18 protein-coding genes are annotated in these 19,832 nt (G+C 68.3%); 4 read left to right on the top strand and 14 right to left on the bottom strand.

The window, feature by feature from the left end; all coding sequences use genetic code 11:
* The 4 genes from V8Z80_RS18390 to V8Z80_RS18405 all read right to left on the bottom strand — a co-directional run bounded on the left by V8Z80_RS18390 (window position 1) and on the right by V8Z80_RS18405 (window position 4,416).
* Window positions 1-1,509, bottom strand: a complete 1,509-nt coding sequence (locus V8Z80_RS18390; RefSeq protein WP_155195683.1) for a tripartite tricarboxylate transporter permease — start codon at window positions 1,507-1,509, stop codon at window positions 1-3.
* A 19-nt stretch (window positions 1,510-1,528) separates the two neighbouring features.
* Window positions 1,529-2,041, bottom strand: coding sequence for a tripartite tricarboxylate transporter TctB family protein (locus V8Z80_RS18395; RefSeq protein WP_336063047.1), 513 nt, complete (start codon window positions 2,039-2,041; stop codon window positions 1,529-1,531).
* 12 nt (window positions 2,042-2,053) lie between these two features.
* Entirely contained in the window at window positions 2,054-3,121 is a 1,068-nt protein-coding gene (locus V8Z80_RS18400) for a Bug family tripartite tricarboxylate transporter substrate binding protein (protein WP_336063048.1), read from the bottom strand.
* 77 nt (window positions 3,122-3,198) lie between these two features.
* Window positions 3,199-4,416 carry a pyridoxal-phosphate-dependent aminotransferase family protein gene (locus V8Z80_RS18405; RefSeq protein ID WP_155195686.1) on the bottom strand — a complete coding sequence of 406 codons (1,218 nt, stop codon included), beginning with the start codon at window positions 4,414-4,416 and terminating at the stop codon, window positions 3,199-3,201.
* Window positions 4,417-4,584: 168 nt separating this feature from the next.
* Here V8Z80_RS18405 and V8Z80_RS18410 point away from each other — a divergent pair, with 168 nt between their 5' ends.
* Complete coding sequence (locus V8Z80_RS18410; protein WP_155195688.1) at window positions 4,585-5,292, top strand: GntR family transcriptional regulator; 708 nt, start codon at window positions 4,585-4,587, stop codon at window positions 5,290-5,292.
* 239 nt (window positions 5,293-5,531) lie between these two features.
* Here the strand turns inward: V8Z80_RS18410 and V8Z80_RS18415 are convergent, their stop codons facing one another.
* Window positions 5,532-6,743 (bottom strand): porin, encoded by a 1,212-nt coding sequence (locus V8Z80_RS18415; protein WP_336063065.1) that lies wholly within the window; start codon window positions 6,741-6,743, stop codon window positions 5,532-5,534.
* Window positions 6,744-7,008: 265 nt separating this feature from the next.
* Between V8Z80_RS18415 and V8Z80_RS18420 the strand changes: the two genes are divergently transcribed.
* Window positions 7,009-7,941, top strand: coding sequence for a LysR family transcriptional regulator (locus tag V8Z80_RS18420; protein WP_155195690.1), 933 nt, complete (start codon window positions 7,009-7,011; stop codon window positions 7,939-7,941).
* Here the strand turns inward: V8Z80_RS18420 and groL are convergent.
* The 6 genes from groL to icd all read right to left on the bottom strand — a co-directional run bounded on the left by groL (window position 7,938) and on the right by icd (window position 14,727).
* Window positions 7,938-9,560, bottom strand: coding sequence for a chaperonin GroEL (gene groL, locus V8Z80_RS18425; RefSeq protein ID WP_336063049.1), 1,623 nt, complete (start codon window positions 9,558-9,560; stop codon window positions 7,938-7,940). The genes V8Z80_RS18420 and groL overlap by 4 nt on opposite strands.
* A gap of 110 nt (window positions 9,561-9,670) precedes the next feature.
* A complete protein-coding gene (locus V8Z80_RS18430; RefSeq protein ID WP_336063050.1) occupies window positions 9,671-9,988 on the bottom strand; it encodes a co-chaperone GroES in 318 nt (105 codons plus the stop codon).
* Between the two features lie 141 nt (window positions 9,989-10,129).
* Window positions 10,130-10,780: a diguanylate cyclase gene (locus V8Z80_RS18435; protein WP_336063051.1), complete on the bottom strand. Its 651-nt coding sequence runs from the start codon at window positions 10,778-10,780 to the stop codon at window positions 10,130-10,132.
* A gap of 36 nt (window positions 10,781-10,816) precedes the next feature.
* On the bottom strand, window positions 10,817-12,460 hold the full coding sequence (locus V8Z80_RS18440; protein WP_336063052.1) for an ATP-dependent helicase: 1,644 nt from the start codon (window positions 12,458-12,460) through the stop codon (window positions 10,817-10,819).
* A 48-nt stretch (window positions 12,461-12,508) separates the two neighbouring features.
* On the bottom strand, window positions 12,509-13,468 hold the full coding sequence (locus V8Z80_RS18445; protein WP_336063054.1) for a 2-hydroxyacid dehydrogenase: 960 nt from the start codon (window positions 13,466-13,468) through the stop codon (window positions 12,509-12,511).
* The gene (gene icd / locus V8Z80_RS18450; RefSeq protein ID WP_336063055.1) at window positions 13,465-14,727 is read right to left on the bottom strand and encodes an NADP-dependent isocitrate dehydrogenase; all 1,263 of its coding nucleotides are present in this window, start codon (window positions 14,725-14,727) and stop codon (window positions 13,465-13,467) included. Before icd ends, V8Z80_RS18445 begins: the two co-directional genes overlap by 4 nt.
* 243 nt (window positions 14,728-14,970) lie before the next feature.
* Here icd and V8Z80_RS18455 point away from each other — a divergent pair, with 243 nt between their 5' ends.
* The gene (locus V8Z80_RS18455; RefSeq protein ID WP_155195702.1) at window positions 14,971-15,393 is read left to right on the top strand and encodes a DUF1841 family protein; all 423 of its coding nucleotides are present in this window, start codon (window positions 14,971-14,973) and stop codon (window positions 15,391-15,393) included.
* A 176-nt stretch (window positions 15,394-15,569) separates the two neighbouring features.
* Here the strand turns inward: V8Z80_RS18455 and V8Z80_RS18460 are convergent, their stop codons facing one another.
* The 3 genes from V8Z80_RS18460 to V8Z80_RS18470 all read right to left on the bottom strand — a co-directional run bounded on the left by V8Z80_RS18460 (window position 15,570) and on the right by V8Z80_RS18470 (window position 18,805).
* The gene (locus V8Z80_RS18460) at window positions 15,570-17,801 is read right to left on the bottom strand and encodes an NADP-dependent isocitrate dehydrogenase (protein ID WP_336063056.1); all 2,232 of its coding nucleotides are present in this window, start codon (window positions 17,799-17,801) and stop codon (window positions 15,570-15,572) included.
* A gap of 273 nt (window positions 17,802-18,074) precedes the next feature.
* A complete protein-coding gene (locus tag V8Z80_RS18465; RefSeq protein WP_155197410.1) occupies window positions 18,075-18,434 on the bottom strand; it encodes a c-type cytochrome in 360 nt (119 codons plus the stop codon).
* Between the two features lie 14 nt (window positions 18,435-18,448).
* Window positions 18,449-18,805 carry a c-type cytochrome gene (locus V8Z80_RS18470; protein WP_155197412.1) on the bottom strand — a complete coding sequence of 119 codons (357 nt, stop codon included), beginning with the start codon at window positions 18,803-18,805 and terminating at the stop codon, window positions 18,449-18,451.
* 144 nt (window positions 18,806-18,949) lie between these two features.
* On the opposite strand from V8Z80_RS18470, the gene V8Z80_RS18475 reads away from it, so the two are divergent.
* Entirely contained in the window at window positions 18,950-19,819 is an 870-nt protein-coding gene (locus V8Z80_RS18475) for an AAA family ATPase (RefSeq protein WP_336063057.1), read from the top strand.
* The last annotated feature ends 13 nt before the right edge of the window (window positions 19,820-19,832 follow it).

A 19,832-nucleotide genomic window follows, 5' to 3' on the forward strand; every position in this document is an offset into this window, starting at 1 on the left:
TCAGGACTCCTGGAGCACCGGCCCGCGCAGCCTGCGCAGCGAGGCGGCCAGCACCGGCCAGAACAGGATGAACAGGGCCAGCGTCACGATGGTGCCGACCAGGCCGTTGGACCAGAACACCGCCAGGTCGCCACCCGAGACCAGCATGGTCTGGCGAAAGGCGTCCTCGGCCCGATCGCCCAGCACCAGGGCGAGCACCAGCGGCGCCAGCGGGTATTCCAGCTTCTTGAAGAAATAGCCCACCACGCCGAACAGCAGCATCAGCCAGATGTCGAATTGGGCATTGTTGACGGTGAAGGCGCCGATGGCGCAGACCGTCAGGATCAGCGGCGCCACCACGGCGAAGGGCACGCGCAGGATGGCCGCGAACAGCGGCACGGTGGTCAGCACGATGACCAGCCCGGCCAGGTTGCCCAGGTACATGCTGGCGATCAGCCCCCAGACGAAGTCCTTCTGCTCGACGAACAGCAGCGGCCCGGGCTGCAGCCCCCACACCATCAGCCCGCCCAGCAGCACGGCCGCCGTGGCCGAGCCGGGGATGCCCAGCGACAGCATGGGCAGCAGCGCGCTGGAGCCGGCGGCATGGGCCGCGGTCTCGGGCGCCAGCACGCCTTGCGGCTCGCCGCGGCCGAACTCGTCGGGCCGGCGCGCGAACTTCTTGGCCACGCCGTAGCCCATGAAGGAAGCCGCGATGGCCCCGCCGGGCGTCACGCCCAGCCAGCAGCCGATCAGCGCCGAACGCAGCAGGGTCAGGAAGTGGCGCGGCATCTGCATCCAGGTCTTGAGCACCACCTTCAGGTCGAGCGCGGCGCGCTTGCCCTTGAAGGCCACGCCTTCTTCCATGGTCAGCAGGATCTCGCTGATGCCGAACAGGCCGATCACCGCGACCAGGAAATCGAAGCCGCGCAGCAGCTCGGTCTGGCCGAAGGTCATGCGCAGGTCGCCCGAGACCGTGTCCATGCCCACGGCGGCCAGCAGCAGCCCGATGCCCATCGAGACCACGATCTTGGCCTTGCGCTCCTTGCCCATGCCGATGAAGCTGCAGAAGGTCAGCAGGTAGACCGCGAAGAATTCGGCCGGGCCGAACCGCAGGGCGAATTGCGCCACCACCGGCGCCAGGAAGGTGATGAGCAGGATGCCCGAGATCGCGCCGAAGAACGAGCCGGTAAAGGCCAGCGTCAGCGCCTCGCCCGCCCTTCCCTGCTGGGCCATGGGATAGCCGTCGAAGGTGGTGGCCACCGACCAGGCTTCTCCGGGGATGTTGAACAGGATGGACGTGATGGCCCCGCCGAACAACGCGCCCCAGTAGATGCACGAGAGCAGGATGATGGCCGAGGTCGGCTCCATGGTGAAGGTCAGCGGCAGCAGGATGGCCACGCCGTTGGGCCCGCCCAGGCCCGGCAGCACGCCCACGACCACCCCCAGCAGGATGCCCAGCGCCATCAGCCCCAGGTTGTGCAGCGACAGGGCGATGGCAAAGCCGCCCATCAACGATTCGATCGAATCCATGTTTGCGTCTCCCGGCCGCTCAGAAGCCCAGCGCCGCTTCCAGCGGTCCCTTGGGCAGGGACACGCGGAACTGGAGCTCGAACACCCAGAAGAAGGCCGCCAGCAGCGCGGCCGAGAACAGCACGGATTTCCACCAGGCGAACCTGCCCACGGCGATCATGAAGCCGGCCAGGAACAGCGCCGAGGACACGTAGATGCCCAGCGGCCCGATCAGCGCCACGTAGACCACCAGCGGCGCCAGCACCACGAACACCTGCCTGAGCTGGCCGCCGGTGACGAAGGCGGTGCGCTCGCCCTGGCGCCAGGCCTGCACGAAATTCACCACGCAGCATGCCAGCACGATGATGCCTATCCACATCGGAAAGTAGCCGGCCTGCGGCCCGTCATCGCTCCAGCCCGCGCCGATGCGATGGTTGTCCCATATGGCCAGCGCGGCCAGCGCGCCCACCATCGCGGCCACGGCCATCTCCATGATGCGGCGCGTGGCCAGGCCCCTTTGCGGCGCCTGCCCCGATTCGTTTGCTTGCGTCACGCGCGCCTCCGCTCAGAATCCCGCGTCCTTGACGATCTGCTCGTGCAGCTTCTCGTCCTTCTCCAGGAAGGCCTCCAGTTCCTTGCCCTGCAGGAACTCGGCCTTGAGCGCCGAACGCTTCATGTAGTCGATCCATTCGGGCTTTTCGGTGACCTGCTTCATCACGTTGGCGTAGTACTGCGCCTGCTCGGGCGTGGCGCCGCCGGGCATCATGATCACGCGCAGCATCTGGTAGCTGACGTCCAGCCCTTGCTCGGCGCAGGTGGGCACGTCGTGCCAGCTCTGCTCGCCGGCCACCTTGTCGCGGTAGTCCATGCGGGCCTGGGCGAACACGCACAGCGCGCGATGCTCGCCGGCGCGCCACTGCGCCACCGATTCGGAAGGATTGTTGACGTTGGCGTCGATATGGTTGCCCGAGAGCTGCGTGGCGGCCTCGCCGCCGCCCTTGTAGGGCACGTAGATGAACTTGGCGCCGGTCTGCTTCTCGATCATGGCGGTGATCATGTGGTCTTCGCGCTTGGAACTGGTGCCGCCCATGCGCAGGCGCTTGCCGCCCTGCCCGGCCTTGGCCGCCTGCACGAAGGACTGCACCGAGTCGTAGGGCGACTTGGCGTTGGTCCACAACACGAACTCGTCCATCGCCACCATGGCCACGGGCGTGAGCTCGCGCCAGTTGAAGGGCAGCTTGCTGACCAGCGGCACCGTGTACAGCGCCGAGGAGGAGACCAGCAGCTTGTTCGGATCGCCCTTGGAAGCCTTGACGTCCATCAGGCCTTCGGCGCCCGATGCGCCGGCCTTGTTGACGACGATCACCGGCTGCTTCATCAGCTCGTACTTGGCGATGATGCCCTGGATGGACCGGGCCATCTGGTCCGAGGCGCCGCCGGCGCTGAAGGGCACCACCATTTCCACCGGCCGCGTGGGCTCCCAGGCCCAGGCGGACGAAGGCACGGCCAGGACGGACAATACCGCCGTACCCAGGACCGCCGCGCCGCGGGCCAAAGCGCCCCGGGCTGCCGCGCCCCGGGCCGAAACGCTCGGGGCAATGGTGCCCCCGCCGATCTTGCGATGCTCGCTCATGTCTGTCTCCTTCGGGTGGGTTTTTTCTTGTGAAACGAACCGGCCCCTCTGCGGGGGCCGGTGTACGACTCGCTGCGCTAGGCAGCCTTCAGGCTGGGCGCGGCCTGCTCGTGCCGCAGCACCTGCATGGCCGCGGCCACGCCGCTGCCGGCCAGCTCGACGCCGGCCAGCTGCAATCCCATCTCGCAGCCGGCCAGCGCCGCCATCAGCGTCAGTTCGTTGCAGTCTCCCAGGTGGCCGATGCGGAACATCCTGCCCTTGACCTTGCCCAGGCCGGCGCCCAGCGACATGTTGAAACGCTCGTAGATCAGCTTGCGCACGGCGTCGGCGTCCACGCCCTCGGGCATCATGACGCCGGTGAGCACCGGCGAATACACCGCCGGGTCGGCGCACTGGATCTGCAGGCCCCAGGCCTGCACCGCCTCGCGGCACGCCCGCGCCAGCCGGTGATGGCGCGCAAAGACGTTCTCCAGCCCCTCCTCGCGCAGCATCTCCAGCGACTCGTGCAGGGCATAGAGCAGGTTGGTATTGGGCGTATAGGGGAAGTAGCCGGTCTTGTTCATTTCGAGCATCTCGTGCCAGCCCCAGAAGCTGCGCGGCAGCCGGGCCTGGCCGCTGGCCTCGATGGCCTTGGGCGACAAGGCGTTGAAGCTCAGCCCCGGCGGCAGCATCAGGCCCTTTTGCGAGCCGGAGATGGCCACGTCCACGCCCCACTCGTCATGCCGGTAGTCGGCCGCGGCCAGGCCCGAGATGGTGTCGACCATCAGCAAGGCGGGATGGCCCGCCGCATCGATGGCGCGGCGCACCGCGGCGATGTCGGAAGTCACGCCGGTGGAGGTTTCGTTGTGCACCACGCAGACCGCCTTGATGGCGTGCTGCGCATCCTGGCGCAGCCGCGCCTCGATGCGCGCGGCGTCCACCCCGTGGCGCCAGCCTTCGGCGCCAGGCAGCCCCAGGAACTCGGGCTTCAGGCCCAGCCCTTCGGCCAGCTTCTTCCACAACGCGGCGAACTGGCCGGTTTCGTACATGAGCACCGCGTCGCCCGGACTGAGCACATTGCACAGCGCGGCCTCCCAGGCGCCGGTGCCCGAAGCCGGGTAGATCACCACCGGATGGCGGGTCTTGAACACCCAGCGCATGCCTTCGAGCACCTTCAGGCCCAGCGCGCCGAATTCGGGCCCGCGATGGTCGATGGTGGGATAGCTCATGGCCCGCAGCAGCCGGTCGGGCACGGGGCTGGGCCCGGGAATCTGCAGGTAGTGCCGGCCGGAGGGATGGCGGTCCAAGGTCAGCATGCGGCGTCTCCTCTGGTTGAATTTTGAATGCAAAATACTTTATGCGAATATGTGAACCCTGTCCATCCCGGCAATGGGCCCGGGGGGCGGGATAAAAATCTCTACAATTCAAGGCATTGATCGATTGCGCGGCCCGACCGCGAAATCCGAAGAATCGCGGACCCTCGCATGACCGATACCCTGCTCCATGCGGCTACGCCCGGCCCGGCCGCCAGCGGCAAGATCAGCCGTCCGATGCTGCACCAGACCGTCACCGACCGGCTGCGCACCATGATCGTCGAAGCCGTGCTGCCGCCCGGCGCCCGGCTGAACGAGCGCGAACTGTGCGAAAGCCTGGGCATCTCGCGCACGCCGCTGCGCGAGGCCATCAAGGTGCTGGCGGCCGAAAGCCTGGTCGAGATCCTGCCCAACCGCGGGGCCATGGTGGCGCGCATGACCGAAGAAGACATCCGCCAGACCTTCGAACTGATGAGCGGCCTGGAGGCCTTCGGCGGCGAACTGGCCTGCGAGCGCATCACGGCCCGGGAGCTGGCCGAGATCGAAGCCCTGCACGAGGAGATGCTGGCCTGCCGCGCCCGCCGCGACCTGCCGGCCTACTACAGCCGCAACCACGCCATCCACGACCGCATCAGCCAGGCGGCGCGCAATCCGGCGCTGCGCCAGATCTACGTGTCGATCAACCTGCGCCTGCAGGCCCTGCGCTTTCGCTCGAACTTCCAGGAAGCCAAGTGGGACCACGCCATCCAGGACCACATCCAGATGATTGAGGCCCTGCGCGCGCGCGACGGCAAGCGGCTCTCGGCCATCCTGCGCCAGCACCTGCTGGACAAGCGCGACGCGGTGCTGGGGACGATGGGGGACGAGCGGGGCGCATAAAGACGGCAAAAAAAGCCCCCACGCTGCGCCTTCGGCTTGCTGCCCCCCGAGGGGGCCGCTTTTTGCCTTGGGACGGCCCGGCGGCAAAAAAAGCCCCCACGCTGCGCCTTCGGCTTGCTGCCCCCCGAGGGGGCCGCTTTTTGCCTTGGGGCGGCCCGGCGGCAAAAAAAAGCACCGCCGCAGCGGTGCCAACATGGCGCAGGCGGCGAGGGCCCGCAAGGACCCGCGCCGGATGCAGCTTAGAAGCGGTGGCGCACGCCCACGCCCACCAGCTGGCTCTTGACGTCGTCCAGGAACGCGTAGTTCTTGGCATAGGAGCCATAGGCGTACAGGTTGGTGCGCTTGGACAGGTCGTAGGTATAGCCCAGGCTGTAGACGTTCAGCGTGGCGTCGTCGCCGGTCAGGCGGTCATTGCTGGGATCGGCGCGCTGCCAGGAGCCGAACAGGCTGCCCGGACCCAGGGGCGCGGTCAGGCCGACCAGGTAGGAGTTGACCTTGGAGCCCTCGCGGAACGACGTGCCCAGGTAGTTGCCGGTGGGCAGGTTGACGGTGGCGCCGCCCACCTCGACGGTGCCGGGCAGGCTTTGGCCGCTTTGCAGGCCGGGCGAGCCGAACCAGCCGTCGCGGGTCTGGCCATAGGCCAGCGCCAGCTTGACCACCTCGAAATCGAAGCTGCCGCCCACCATCCAGGAGCGGATGCGATCGCCCGTGGGGCCGAACGGATTGCCCGCGCCGGCGTCGGCCGCGCCGCTGCGGCGGTTGACCTGGTCGTACGAGGCGGCCAGGTTCAGCGGGCCGTTGACGTAGCGCAGGCCGGCGGTGATGCCGCGGTTCTTCTGGTTGGTCGAGAAGTTATCGGTGACCGCGCCGGTGTTGCCGTTCACGGCGATGGCGTTGGCCGTCTCGTTGATGTCGAAGGAATAGCCCACGCCCAGCTGGAAGCCGCCGATGCTGGGCGTCTGGTACTGGATCTGGTTGTCCCAGCGCACGGTATTGGCCGCCGAGAAGGCCGTGCCGATGTTGGCCTGGCCGAAGGCCGCCGCGAAGGGATCGATGCTGGCGAAGAACTCGGAGGTGATGTTGGTCTTGCGCCCGCCCAGCAGTTGGCCCCAGCTGTCGCCGGCCAGGCCGACGGTGGCCTGGCGGCCGAACAGGCGCTCGCCTTGCAGCGAGCGGCCGGTGCGGGGATTGAAGCCGCTTTCCAGCTGGAAGACGGCGCGCAGGCCATTGCCCAGGTCTTCGGAACCGCGCAGGCCCCAGCGCGAGCCGCTTTGCACGCCGTCGATCAAGCCGGTGCGGCTTTGCTCCAGCCCCTGGCCCTTGATCTTCTGGTAGCCCAGGCCGAGATCGACGATCCCGTACAGGGTGACCGAGCTCTGGGCCTGCGCGGCACCGGCAGCCAGCACGCCCAGGGCGGCCAGCACCGCGGCGGCGGTGGTCTTGCGATTCATCATCATTGTGAACTCCTTGGTGTCTTCGAGGAATGGAACCCGCCGGCAAGCCGGAGCCGGCAGGCCGGGAACGGCGTCGGCCCGGACGCTGGCGCATCGGTCGGCGCCCAGGCATGGCATGCATCATCGAAGCGGGCACGCAAGGTCACAACGTTATGCGGGGTACGCATTGGGCAATGCATATTCAGGAATCGTTAGTGTTCAAAAGCGCCTGCCTGGCTCATCTTGTGCGCATCGCCGTTTTTGATGGTTTTTTCGAATCCACATGCGCCCCAGGCAAATAGAGGTCTTGCTCGCTTTTCTGCGCACCGGCGCCACGACTGTTGCAGCCAAGCAACTCGGCGCGTCGCAGTCCACCGTCAGCCGCACGCTGGCCCAAGCCGAAGCCTTGCTGCAGATGCCCTTGTTCCTGCGGCGCAAGGGGCAGCTGCTGCCCACGCCGCAAGCCCGGGCCCTGCAGCCCGCCCTGCAGTCGCTGCTGGGCGAATGGCAGGCCTTGCAGCGCCAGGCGGCCCAGTTGCAGGCCGGGGAAAAACCACGCACCTTGCTGCGCGTGCACCTGCCCTGGGCCGTGGCCGCGCATGTGCTGCCGCGCGCCGCCCAGGCGCTGGCGCGCACCCATCCGCACGCGGTGCTGGAGGTGGCTTGCGGCGACGATCGCCAGGCCCAGGAGGCCGTGCTCGCCCACGAGGCCGATGCGGCCGTCCTGCGGCTGCCGGCGCATCATCCCCGCCTGCAGGCGCAGCCGCTGGCCCGCGCGCCGCTGGCCTGCCTGCTGCCGGCCAGCCATCCGCTGGCGCGCCGCGCCAGCCTGGCGGCGGCCGACCTGGCGGGCGTGGGCCTGGTGCTGCCGGCGCGATCGCACCGCCTGCGGCAGGCCGTGGACGATTACCTCAAGCCCGCCCGCATCACGCCGCGGGTGTGCGCCCATTACCACTGCGAAGACGTGGCCGCGCGGCTGGCCGCCCAGGGGCTGGGGGTGGCGCTGGCCGACGGCTGCCTGGCGCGCTGGCAGACGACGCCGGAACTGGCGTGCCTGCCGCTGCGCGATGCGCCCGTCTGCACGCTGGGCTGGATCCGGACGGACGAAGGCCCGCAGGACGACGCCATCCTGCGGGCCTTCATCGGGCACCTGGCTGCCATGATGGAAACGGATCCCTGCATGCCAAGCATCCGTTCCCGCACCGGACAGGCCTAGAAGTCCATGTCCGCGCCGGCCGGCGCCGGCGTCTTCTCTTCCTTGGGCAGCTCGGCCACCGAGGCTTCGGTGGTCAGGATCAGGCCGGCAATGGAAGCGGCGTTCTGCAAGGCCGTGCGGGTGACCTTGGTCGGGTCCACCACGCCCAGCCCGACGAGGTCGCCGTACTCGCCGGTGGCCGCGTTATAGCCGAAGTTGCCCTTGCCTTCGGCCACCTTGGCCACCACCACCGAGGGCTCTTCCCCGGCATTGGCCACGATGGCGCGCAGGGGCGCTTCCAGCGCGCGGCGCACGATGTCGATACCGGCGTCCTGGTCGGCATTGGCGCCCCGCAGCTTGGCCAGCGCGGTGCGGGCGCGCAGCAGCGCCACGCCGCCGCCGGGCACGATGCCTTCCTCGACCGCCGCGCGCGTGGCGTGCAGCGCGTCGTCCACGCGGTCCTTTTTCTCCTTCATCTCGACTTCGGTGGCCGCGCCCACCTTGATCACCGCCACGCCGCCGGCCAGCTTGGCCACGCGCTCCTGCAGCTTCTCGCGGTCGTAGTCGCTGGTGGCCTGCTCGATCTGGGCCTGGATCGACTTGACGCGCGCATCGATGCGCGACTGCTCGCCGGCGCCGCCCACGACGATGGTGTTTTCCTTGTGGACTTCCACGCGCTTGGCGCTGCCCAGGTCGGCCAGGGTGGCCTTCTCCAGCTGCTTGCCGGTTTCCTCGGCGATGACAGTGGCGCCGGTCAGCACGGCGATGTCCTCCAGCATGGCCTTGCGGCGGTCGCCAAAGCCCGGGGCCTTGACCGCGGCAACCTTCAGCACCCCGCGCATGGCGTTGACCACCAGGGTCGCCAGCGCCTCGCCCTCGACGTCCTCGGCCACGATGAGCAAGGGCTTGCCGGCCTTGGCGGCGGCTTCGAGCACGGGCAGCAGCTCGCGCACGTTGGAGATCTTCTTGTCATGCAGCAGCACCAGCGGATCTTCCAGCACGGCGATCTGCTTCTCGGGCTCATTGATGAAGTACGGGCTCAGGTAGCCGCGGTCGAACTGCATGCCCTCGACCACGTCCAGCTCGTTCTCCAGCGACTTGCCGTCCTCGACGGTGATCACGCCTTCCTTGCCCACCTTGTCCATGGCGTCGGCGATGATCTTGCCGATGGCCTCGTCGGCATTGGCCGACAGGGCCGCCACCTGCGAGATTTCCTTGCTGGTGGAAATGGGCTTGGACAGGGTCTTGAGCTCGTCCACCACGGCGGCCACGGCCTTGTCGATGCCGCGCTTCAGGTCCATGGGGTTCAGGCCGGCGGCCACGTGGCGCACGCCTTCCTGCACGATGGCCTGGGCCAGCACCGTGGCGGTGGTGGTGCCGTCGCCGGCCACATCGGCGGTCTTGGAGGCCACTTGCTTGACCACCTGCGCGCCGATGTTCTCGAACTTGTCCTTCAGCTCGATTTCCTTGGCCACCGAGACGCCGTCCTTGGTGACCACCGGGGCGCCGAAGCTGCGTTCGAGCAGCACGTTGCGGCCCTTGGGCCCCAGCGTCACTTTCACGGCATTGGCCAGGATGTTCACGCCCTTGACGATACGGTTGCGGGCGCCATCATGAAACAGTACGTCTTTCGCACTCATCTCTTGACTCCAATGGAAGAATGAGCCCCCACGCTGCGCCTTACGGCTTGCTGCCCCCCGAGGGGGCCGCTTTTGCCTTGGGGCGGCCCGGCGGCAAAAGGACCCGGTGTTCAGGCGGCAGCCTTGAGCGGCTGCTGGGCCGGCTCGATGACGGCCAGCACGTCGTCCTCGCGCAGGACGAGCACTTCCTCGTCGTCGACCTTGACGGACTGGCCGGCGTACTTGCCGAACAGGACCTGGTCGCCGACCTTCAGGCTGGGGGGATGGACGGTGCCGTCTTGCTGGCGCTTGCCAGGGCCCACGGCCAGCACCTCGCCCTGTTCGGGCTTCTCGGCCGCGCTGTCGGGAATCACGATGCCCGAGGCGGTCTGGCGCTGCTTTTCGATTCGCTTGACGATAACCCGGTCATGAAGGGGACGAATCGCCATGATTGATCTCCTTGTTGAATCAGATCACCCAGAAGGATCGGGAGCCGCGCCGCCCCTGCATGGGGCGGCGCGCCGGCTCCCGGCAACAATCGCTGCGACCGGAAAATGGCGGCGCCGGCAGGGGTTTCAAATACGAAATGGTTATTTTCTTATTTCTTTTGGAAATATAACTAGCCGCCCGCCCCGCCCCAGGCGATACAGGCGCCGCTCGGCGCGGTGCCGGTCGAAGGGCCAGGGCGAGACCGGGCAGGGCAAGGCGCGCCCGCCCTGGGCCTGCAAGGTCACGTCGTCTTCGTCCAGCGCCTGCCACACGCCGGCCACCCGGGGGCGGAACAGCCAGCGCACGTAGCCGCGGGTGGCCGCCTGCGCCAGCATCTGCGCCTGGTCCGGCGCCTGCACCATGCTGGCCTGGCCGGCCTGGTCGTCGGGATAGTCGGCAAAGGCGCGATGGCAGTCCAGCGTTTCGCGCGCGGGCGCGTTCAGCCGCCACCAGGGGCGATGGGTGCTGCGCTCCAGTTCCCAGGCGCCCAGTTGCCAGGCCGCGTCGAGCATGGCCCGGTCCAGCGTTTCCACTTGCTGCCAGGGGACATCGATCTGCAATGCCGAGGCCGCCACCGGCCGGGGCGGCGGCCTCAGCCCCGGGGTTTTCAAGGGGGTTTCGCGCAGGAAGGCATGCCAATGCAGGATCAGCATCAGCGGCGCGCGGGGACGGGACGGGGCGCTCAGGGTGACCGCGTAGAGCGGCAGGCGCATGGCCGCGGCCTGGGCCGTGATCGTTTCAAAGATCTCCATGGAGCCTCCGATTCGATGCGAACGTACCCTGTGATTCTAGCGCGCCAGCTTGTCGGCCAGCATGGCCGCGGCCGGCTCGCGCGCCACCAGCACCAGCTTCATGGTGGCGCGCGTGGCGCCCACGAAAAGCTTTCTCACCGCCTGTTCGTCCAGGGTCTCGAAATCGATCTCGGCCAGCACCACCGCCGGCACCGACTGGCCCTTGAAGCGATACACCGATTCGGCCAGCACGTCGCCCTGGGTGTACTCGGGCTGGCCGAACAGGTCGTAGCGGCCGGTGTAGCGCCGCAGCAGATGCGGCCCCAGGCGATCCAGGCCCAGCAGGGCCGAGCCGCTGCGGCCATGGTAGCTGAGCAGGGCCACGTCCTCGTGGCCGAAGCCGGCCGAATAGCACTTGCGGATGCCCTGCTTGACCGCGTGCAGCAGGCTCTCCTCGTCGCGGTAGGACAGGAGTTCGATCTCGCCTTCGGTCACCGGTGCCAGCGCGTCGATGCGCACCTGCGCGGGCAACAGGGCCTGCAGGAAGGCCACGATGGGACGCGGGCTGCGGAAATTGCCGTCAGCCCGCAACCGCACCCAGCCGGGCAAATCGGGCGGGGGATGGCCATAGAGGTTCTGCAAGGGATCTTCCAGCCACAGCACGCGGGCCTGGGCACGCGCATGGCGCAGGACCTGGTCGCGCCAGGCCGGGCTGAAATCCTGCCCCTCGTCCACGATCACCGTATCGAAGCGCAGCGACTCGGGCACCGGCTGCGCAGCGGCCTGCGCCACCAACTGCTCGAAGGCGCCCGGGCGCGAGAAGTCCGGCGCCTGGCCGGCCTGGCGCAGCACGCGGTCGCACAGCATGTGGAACGAGCAGGCCAGCCCGCCGGCCGGCGCGATGCGGGCGAAGTGGTCGGCCAGCGGCCGGTTGAAGCAGACATACAGGGGCCGGTGGCCGCGTCCGAGCGCCTCGCGATACTCGGCCAGCGCCAGCTGGGTCTTGCCCGAGCCGGCCGTGCCGGTCACGCGCAGCCGGAACGGATCGATGTCTATCTGGCGCGCCCAGTGCGACAGACCGCCGGCCAGCCGGGTGACCAGCGTGCGGGCCTGGCCGATCAGCGCGCTGACGTCGGTTTCCAGGCGGATGATGTCGCGCAGGAAACGGTGCACGGCAACGGCCTGGGGCGCGGGCTCGCCCGGCGGCAGGACTTCCTGGATGACCCGGCACAGGGCATCGCGCCGCGTGGCGTCGACGATGCGCTCGGGCGACAGGCCCGCGGTGGTGGGCGCGCGCACCACGTGGTCGGGGCAATAGAGCAGCGATTCGAGCGCCACCGACTGCTCGTCGGTTTCCAGGCTGCGCGCCAGCTTGGCCCGCAGGCCGCTGGCGCTGCGCGCCATCTGCACCGCCACCAGACCGGCCTTGCCGCCGTGGCGCTTGGCCAGCCCCTGGCCGGTTTCGTCCAGCGCCCCGCTCTTTTGCTCGATGAGCAGCAGCGCCCCGGCCGGGTTGACCACGACGAAGTCGATCTCGCCATAGATCAGGTGGCGGCCTTCGACATTGGTCCAGTGCACCGCGTGGTAGACGGTGTAGGCCCTGGGCAGGCCCTTGGCCAGCCGCGCCAGCGTCTGCAGGGCGCGCTGCGCCGCGCCGGTGCGCTCCAGGTTTTCCCAGCCATCAGGAATGACACGTGCCACGGTGGCTCCCTATGCATGTGACGGCATGAGGATACCGCAGCAGATCGCTCAGGACGCCCCAACCGGCGAGACCATGGGCTGCCCGGCGAAATGGCGCAGCGCGTTGTCCAGGAAACGCTGCACCGAGGCGGCGGTGGCCTGCGGCGACATGCCGCCCACGTGCGGCGTGAGCAGCGCGTTGGGAAACGACAGCAGCGCCTGGGGAGGCGCCGGCTCGTTTTCGTAGACGTCCAGCGCGGCGGCCTGGATGCGGCCCTCGCGCAAGGCGCGGGCCAGGGCCTCGGTATCGACCAGGCTGCCGCGGGCGATGTTCACCAGCACGCCTTGGGGCCCGAGCGCATCGAGCACCGCCTCGTTCACCAGGTGGCGGGTCTGGCTGCCCCCGGGGGCGGCCACCACCAGGAAATCGCACCACCGCGCCAGGCCCTGCACGTCGGCGAAATAGCGGCCGTCGGCCTCGTCCCTGGGCCGGCGGTTGTGATAGCCGATCTCCATGTGAAAGGCCCGCGCGCGGTGGGCGATCTTGCCGCCGATGGCGCCCATGCCCAGGATGCCCAGCCGCCGGAAGGAAATGCTGGGCAGGGAAGGCAGCTCGTCGCGCCACAGTCCGTGGCGCACGCCGTCGTTCAGGAAGGGCAGGCGCCGCACCGCCGCCATCAGCAGCATCATGGCGTGGTCGGCCACGCAATCGTCGTTGGTGCCGGCGCCGTTGGCCACCGCGATGCCGCGCGAGCGCGCGTGCTCCACCGCGATGTTCTCGTAGCCCACGCCCAGCGCGCAGACCAGTTCGAGCCGGGGCATGGCGTCGATCTCTGCGGCCAGCAAGCCCACCGAGCCATTGGTCAGCACGGCCCGGATCTGCTCGCCGCGCGCGGCGATCTGTTCGGCCCCGCAACTGCGGTCGGCCCCCATCCGGGCGTTGGGCGCGTAAAGCACTTCGAAGTGCTCGGCGATGCGCGCCCGGTGCGCCTCGGCCACCGGGATCAGGACCAGCAGCAGCGGCTTCATGCCTGCATGGCGCCGATCATGGCCTGGCCGAAACCCGAGCACGAGACCTGCTCGGCCCCGGGCATGAGCCGCGCGAAATCGTAGGTGACCCGCTTGGACAGGATGGTTTTCTCCATGGCCTCGCAGATCAGGGCGGCGGGCTCGTGCCAGCCCATGTGGCGCAGCATCAGCGCCGCGGCCAGGATGGCCGAGCCGGGGTTGACGTAGTCCTTGCCGGCGTACTTGGGCGCGGTGCCGTGGGTGGCCTCGAACATGGCCACCGAATCGGACAGGTTCGCCCCCGGGGCGATCCCGGTGCCGCCGATCTGCGCGGCCAGTGCGTCGGACAGGTAGTCGCCGTTCAGGTTCATGGTGGCGATGACGTCGTACTCGGCGGGGTGGCGCAGGCTTTGCTGCAGGAAGCCGTCCATCAGCACGTCCTTGGCCAGGATGTCGCGGCCCGTGCGCGGATTCTTGAAACGGCACCACGGCCCGCCGTCCAGCGGCCGCGCGCCGAACTCGCGGCGCAGCAGGTCGTAGGCCCAGTCGCGGAAGCTGCCCTCGGTGTACTTCATGATGTTGCCCTTGTGCACCAGCGTCAGCGAGCTGCGGTCGTGGTCGATCGCATACTGCGCGGCCTTGCGCACCAGCCGCTCGGTGCCTTCGCGCGAGACCAGCTTGATGCCCAGCGAGGACGTCTCGGGAAAGCGGATCCTGTCCGCGCCCAGCTGCTGCTGCAGGAAGGCGATGAGCGCGCGGGCCTGCTCGGATTCGGCCTGGTACTCGATGCCGGCATAGATGTCCTCGGAGTTCTCGCGAAAGATCACCATGTCGGTCTTTTCGGGCTCGCGCACCGGCGCGGGCACGCCCTTGATATAGGCGATGGGCCGCACGCAGGCGTACAGGTCCAGCCGCTGGCGCAGCGCCACGTTCAGCGAGCGGATGCCGCCGCTGGCCGGCGCGGCCAGCGGGCCCTTGATGGAAACGACGTACTGCTTGAGCGCTTGCAGGGTTTCCTCGGGCAGCAGCTGGTCCTGGCCATAGCGGCGCGCCGCCTTCTCGCCCGCGTAGACTTCCATCCAGTGGATGCGGCGCGCCGGGCCGTAGGCTTTTTCGACGGCGGCGTCCACGACCTTGATCATGACGGGCGTGATGTCCACGCCGGTGCCGTCGCCTTCGATGAAGGGAATGACCACCTGGTCGGGCACGGCCAGCGAGTTGTCGCTGTTGACCGTGATGCTCTGCCCCTGTGCCGGGACCTGGATGTGCTGGTAGGACATGGAAACTCGATGGATGCTGGAATCGGTATCGGAGGGCCGGTATCGGAGAGCCGGTGTCGGGCGGCCCCAGCAATTCTATATCCTTGGACGCCGCCGCGACGCGCCGGCCCGCGCGCAGGCGTAAAATAGGCCGTGCCGCACGCACCGCGCGCAGCCTGCCGCGCCAGCATGCCCGGCGCCGCATGCCCCGGCCCAGCCGTCAACCGTCAGCCCCGCGGCCCTGTCCCGCCGCCATTGCCCATCATGTTCAATCCCTCGCGCGACCAGGTGCGCCAATTCTTCGTCGACGCCTGGCGCAAGCACAAGGCCGGCGAAGTCCAGACCCCGCTCGAATCGATGGCGGTGGACTGGATCGCCGAGCATCCCGAATACCACGCCGACCTGGAGCGCCCCGACGCCCTGACGGCCGACTATCCGGTCGAGTCGGGCCGCACCAATCCCTTCCTGCACCTGTCGATGCACCTGGCCATCGCCGAGCAGCTCTCCATCGACCATCCCCACGGCATCCGCGCCGCCTACGAACGCCTGGCGGCCCGCACCGATCGCCACCAGGCCATCCACGAGATCATGGAATGCCTGGGCCAGGTGGTATGGGAGGCGCAGCGGCTGGGCACGCCGCTCGACAGCGAGGCTTATATCGAGCTGATCCGGCAGCGGGCGGGCTAGCTGGCCGGCGGCAAGCCCCATGCAAACACGTCCGCCGGGGCCGGCGAAGCGACGTCCGCCGGGGCCGGGCGAAGCGTCGGGCCCAACCGTGGTCCCGACCGCGGCAATGAAAAAAGCCGGCACGATCGCCGGCTTTTTTCTCAAGACATCAAGACATCAGGACATCGGCCCCGGGCCTACTTCCCCAGGCCCTGCAGCGCCGCGTTGAACGTCGCGCTGGGCCGCATGGCCTGGCTGGCCTTGATGGGATCGGGGTGGTAGTAGCCGCCCAGGTCCTGGGGCTTGCCCTGCGCGTCGGACAGTTCCTTGAGGATCTTGGCCTCGTTCTCGGCCAGGGCCTGGGCCAGCGGGGCGAACTGCCCGGCCAGGTCCTTGTCCTCGGTCTGGGCGGCCAGGGCCTGGGCCCAGTACATGCCCAGGTAGAAGTGGCTGCCGCGGTTGTCCAGGCCGCCAACCTTGCGGGCGGGCGACTTGTCCTGGTCCAGGAACTTGCCGGTGGCTTCGTCCAGCGTCTTGGCCAGCACCTTGGCGCGGGCATTGCCGTAGGTGTTGCCCAGGTGCTCGAGCGAGGCGGCCAGGGCCAGGAACTCGCCCAGCGAATCCCAGCGCAGGAAGCCTTCCTCGACAAACTGCTGCACGTGCTTGGGCGCCGAGCCGCCGGCCCCCGTCTCGAACAGGCCGCCGCCGGCCATCAGCGGCACGATGGACAGCATCTTGGCGCTGGTGCCCAGTTCCATGATGGGGAACAGGTCGGTCAGGTAGTCGCGCAGCACGTTGCCGGTGACCGAGATGGTGTCCTTGCCGGCGCGGATGCGGTCCAGCGAGAACTGGATGGCATCGACCGGCTTGAGGATGCGCAGGTCCAGGCCGCTGGTGTCGTGGTCCTTCAGATAGCGCTCGACCTTGGCGATGAGCTGCGCGTCGTGCGCGCGGCCGGCGTCCAGCCAGAACACGGCCGGGGTGTTGGACAGGCGCGCGCGGGTGACGGCCAGCTTGACCCAGTCCTGCACCGGCGCGTCGCGCGTCACGCACATGCGCCAGATGTCGCCGGCCTGCACGGCGTGCTCGAGCAGCACGTTGCCGGCCTCGTCGGTGACGCGCACCGTGCCCTCGGCCGGGATCACGAAGGTCTTGTCGTGCGAGCCGTATTCCTCGGCGGCCTGGGCCATCAGGCCCACGTTGGGCACGCTGCCCATGGTGACCGGATCGAAGGCGCCGTTGCGCTTGCAGTCGTCGATGACGGCCTGGTAGATGCCGGCATAGCTGCGGTCGGGGATGACGGCCTTGGCCGGTTGCAGCTTGCCTTCGGCGTTCCACATGCAGCCCGAGTCGCGGATCATGGCGGGCATGGAGGCATCGACGATGACGTCGCTGGGCACGTGCAGGTTGGTGATGCCCTTGTCGGAATTGACCATCGCCAGCTGCGGGCGCTTGGCGTACTGGGCCTGGATGTCGGCCTCGATCTGGGCCTGCTTGTCCGCCGGCAGCGTCTTGATCTTGGCGTACAGGTCGCCGATGCCGTTGTTGGGGTCAAAGCCCGCCTGCTTGAGCGCATCGGCGTGCTTGGCCAGCACGTCCTGGTAGAAGACCGACACGAAGTGGCCGAAGATGACCGGGTCGGACACCTTCATCATGGTGGCCTTCAGATGCACCGAGAACAGCACGCCTTGCGCCTTGGCGTCGGCCACCTGCTCCTCGATGAAGCTGCGCAGCGCCTGGCGGCTGAGCACGGCCGCGTCGATGATGTCGGCCGCGCCGACCGCGGTTTTTTCCTTGAGCACCGTCTTGCTGCCGTCGGCGGCGGCCAGCTCGATCTTGAGATTGCCGGCCTTCTCGATCAGCGCGGACTTTTCGCTGCCGTAGAAATCGCCCTGGCTCATGTGGGCCACGTGCGCCTTGGAGTCGGCGCTCCAGGCGCCCATCTTGTGCGGGTGCTTGCGGGCGTAGTTCTTGACCGACAGGGGCGCGCGGCGGTCGGAGTTGCCCTCGCGCAGCACGGGGTTCACGGCGCTGCCCTTGACCTTGTCGTAGCGGGCCTTGATGTCCTTCTCGGCGTCGTTGCGGGGCTCGTCCGGATAGTCGGGCAGCTTGTAGCCTTGCTCCTGCAGCTCCTTGATCGCGGCCTTGAGCTGCGGGATCGAGGCGCTGATGTTGGGCAGCTTGATGATGTTGGCCTCGGGCTTGGTGGCCAGCTGGCCCAGCTCGGCCAGCGCGTCCGACTGCTTCTGGGCGTCGGTCAGGACCTCGGGGAACACGGCGATGATGCGGCCAGCCAGCGAGATGTCGCGCGTCTCGACGGCGATGCCGGCGCTCTTGGTGTAGGCCTTGACGATGGGCAGCAACGAATAGGTCGCCAATGCCGGGGCTTCGTCAGTCAGGGTGTAGATGATCTTCGACGTGGAGGACATTTTTCTCGGTAACTCGCTCTAACACTAAGTTGGCTGAAACCTGGCCGTGCGAAGCCCGCGGGCCGGCCGGCAAGGCCGGGCGACCCCTAGGCGGACTAGGCAGGCGAATCGGTCTGGAAGGACTGTGCCGCCTGCAAGGCGGCCAGGCGCGTGGCAAACGCGCATTGCAAGACAGGCAGGCCGGCGCAGCACGGACGCACCGGCCCCGGTTCGTCCTCGCTCGGTTCTTCCTCGGTCAGGGGCGCCCGGGGGCGTCGGCCAGTATATCAACTCTCAACGGCGCACGCCCAGGTCGCTGGGCTGGCGCGCCAGCCAGGCGGCGACGTTGGCGATGTCCTGGTCCGAGAGCTGGGCGGCGAAGGCGCCCATGATGGGGTTCTTGCGCACGTTGGCCGAGGCCGGCGCGCCGGTCTGGCCGCGGCGGTAGGCGCGCAGGGCGTGCGCGAGGTAGTCCTCGTGCTGGCCGGCCAGGATGGGATAGGACGGATCGGTGCTGGTCTTGGCGTCGGCGCCGTGGCAGGACGCGCAGGTTTGCTCGAACAGCGCCTTGCCGGCGGCCAGGTCGGCGCCCTGCGCCGAGAAGCCGGCCAATGCCAGCAGCACGCCCGTCAGGGCAACGGAATGGCTTTTCATGGTTGCCCCTCGATTTACTTGAGATTGGAGTAGTAGGCCGCCAAGTCGGCGATGTCCTGCTCGGACAGGCTGCGGGCGATCGCATCCATGGTCGGATGGCTGCGCGCGCCGCTGGCGTACTCCTTGAGCGCCGCCTCGATGTAGCGGGCATTCTGGCCGGCGATCATGGGGACGTGGTAGACCTCGGGGAAACTGGCCTTGTAGCCCTTGATCCCATGACAGCCGATACACATGGAGATTTTGTCTCGAGCGTTCTCCACGTTGCCGGTCACCGCCTGGTCGTCAGCCGCCATGGCTTGACCGGCGGCCCAACAGGACGCCATCATGGCCAACACAGTCGTCTTGCGTTTCAGAGTAATTCTCAACGTCATGGTGTGGCTCTTGCTTTAGTTATAGGAACGAGTCACGGGCCGGGCGGGCCCGACTGCAAAACCCTGCGATTGTACGATAATTGACCGGCCCCCCGTGGCCCCTGCCAACCGCGCCCCGGCGCCCTGATTCTCCCCGCTGACGCCATGACCCCTGCACAACCGACCACGGCCCGCTTCGAAGGCTCGGACCGCTACGTGGCCACCGACGACCTGAAGCTGGCCGTCAACGCCGCCCTGACCCTGCAGCGTCCGCTGCTGGTCAAGGGCGAGCCGGGCACCGGCAAGACCATGCTGGCCGAGGAAGTGGCCCGCGCCCTGGGGCGCCCGCTGCTGCAATGGCATATCAAGTCCACCACCAAGGCGCACCAGGGGCTGTACGAGTACGACGCGGTCTCGCGCCTGCGCGACTCGCAGCTGGGCGACGAGAAGGTGCGCGACATCCGCAACTACATCGTGCGCGGGGTGCTGTGGCAGGCCTTTGCCTCGCCCGAGCCGGTGGTGGTGCTGATCGACGAGATCGACAAGGCCGACATCGAATTTCCCAACGACCTGCTGCGCGAGCTGGACCGCATGGAGTTTCACGTCTACGAGACGCGCGAGACCGTGCGGGCGGTGCACCGGCCCCTGGTCATCATCACGTCCAACAACGAGAAGGACCTGCCCGACGCCTTCCTGCGCCGCTGCTTCTTTCACTACATCCGCTTTCCCGACCGGGACACGCTGCGCGAGATCGTGCAGGTGCATTTTCCCGAGATCAAGGCCGAGGTGCTGCGCGCGGCGCTGGATAACTTCATGGCCCTGCGCGATGCGCCCGGCCTGAAGAAAAAGCCCTCCACCTCCGAGCTGCTGGACTGGCTGCACCTTTTGCTGGCCGAGGACATCGACGCGGCAAAGATCGACGCGCACGCGGCCACGGCCGTGCCCATCCTGGCCGGCGCCCTGCTCAAGAACGAGCAGGACGTGCAGCTGCTCGAGCGCCTGGCGGCCATGACGCGCGCCGGCCAGCGCCGCTAGCCCGCCTTTTGCG

This window comes from Orrella sp. JC864 (assembly GCF_037026685.1).
GTDB lineage: Bacteria > Pseudomonadota > Gammaproteobacteria > Burkholderiales > Burkholderiaceae_B > Orrella.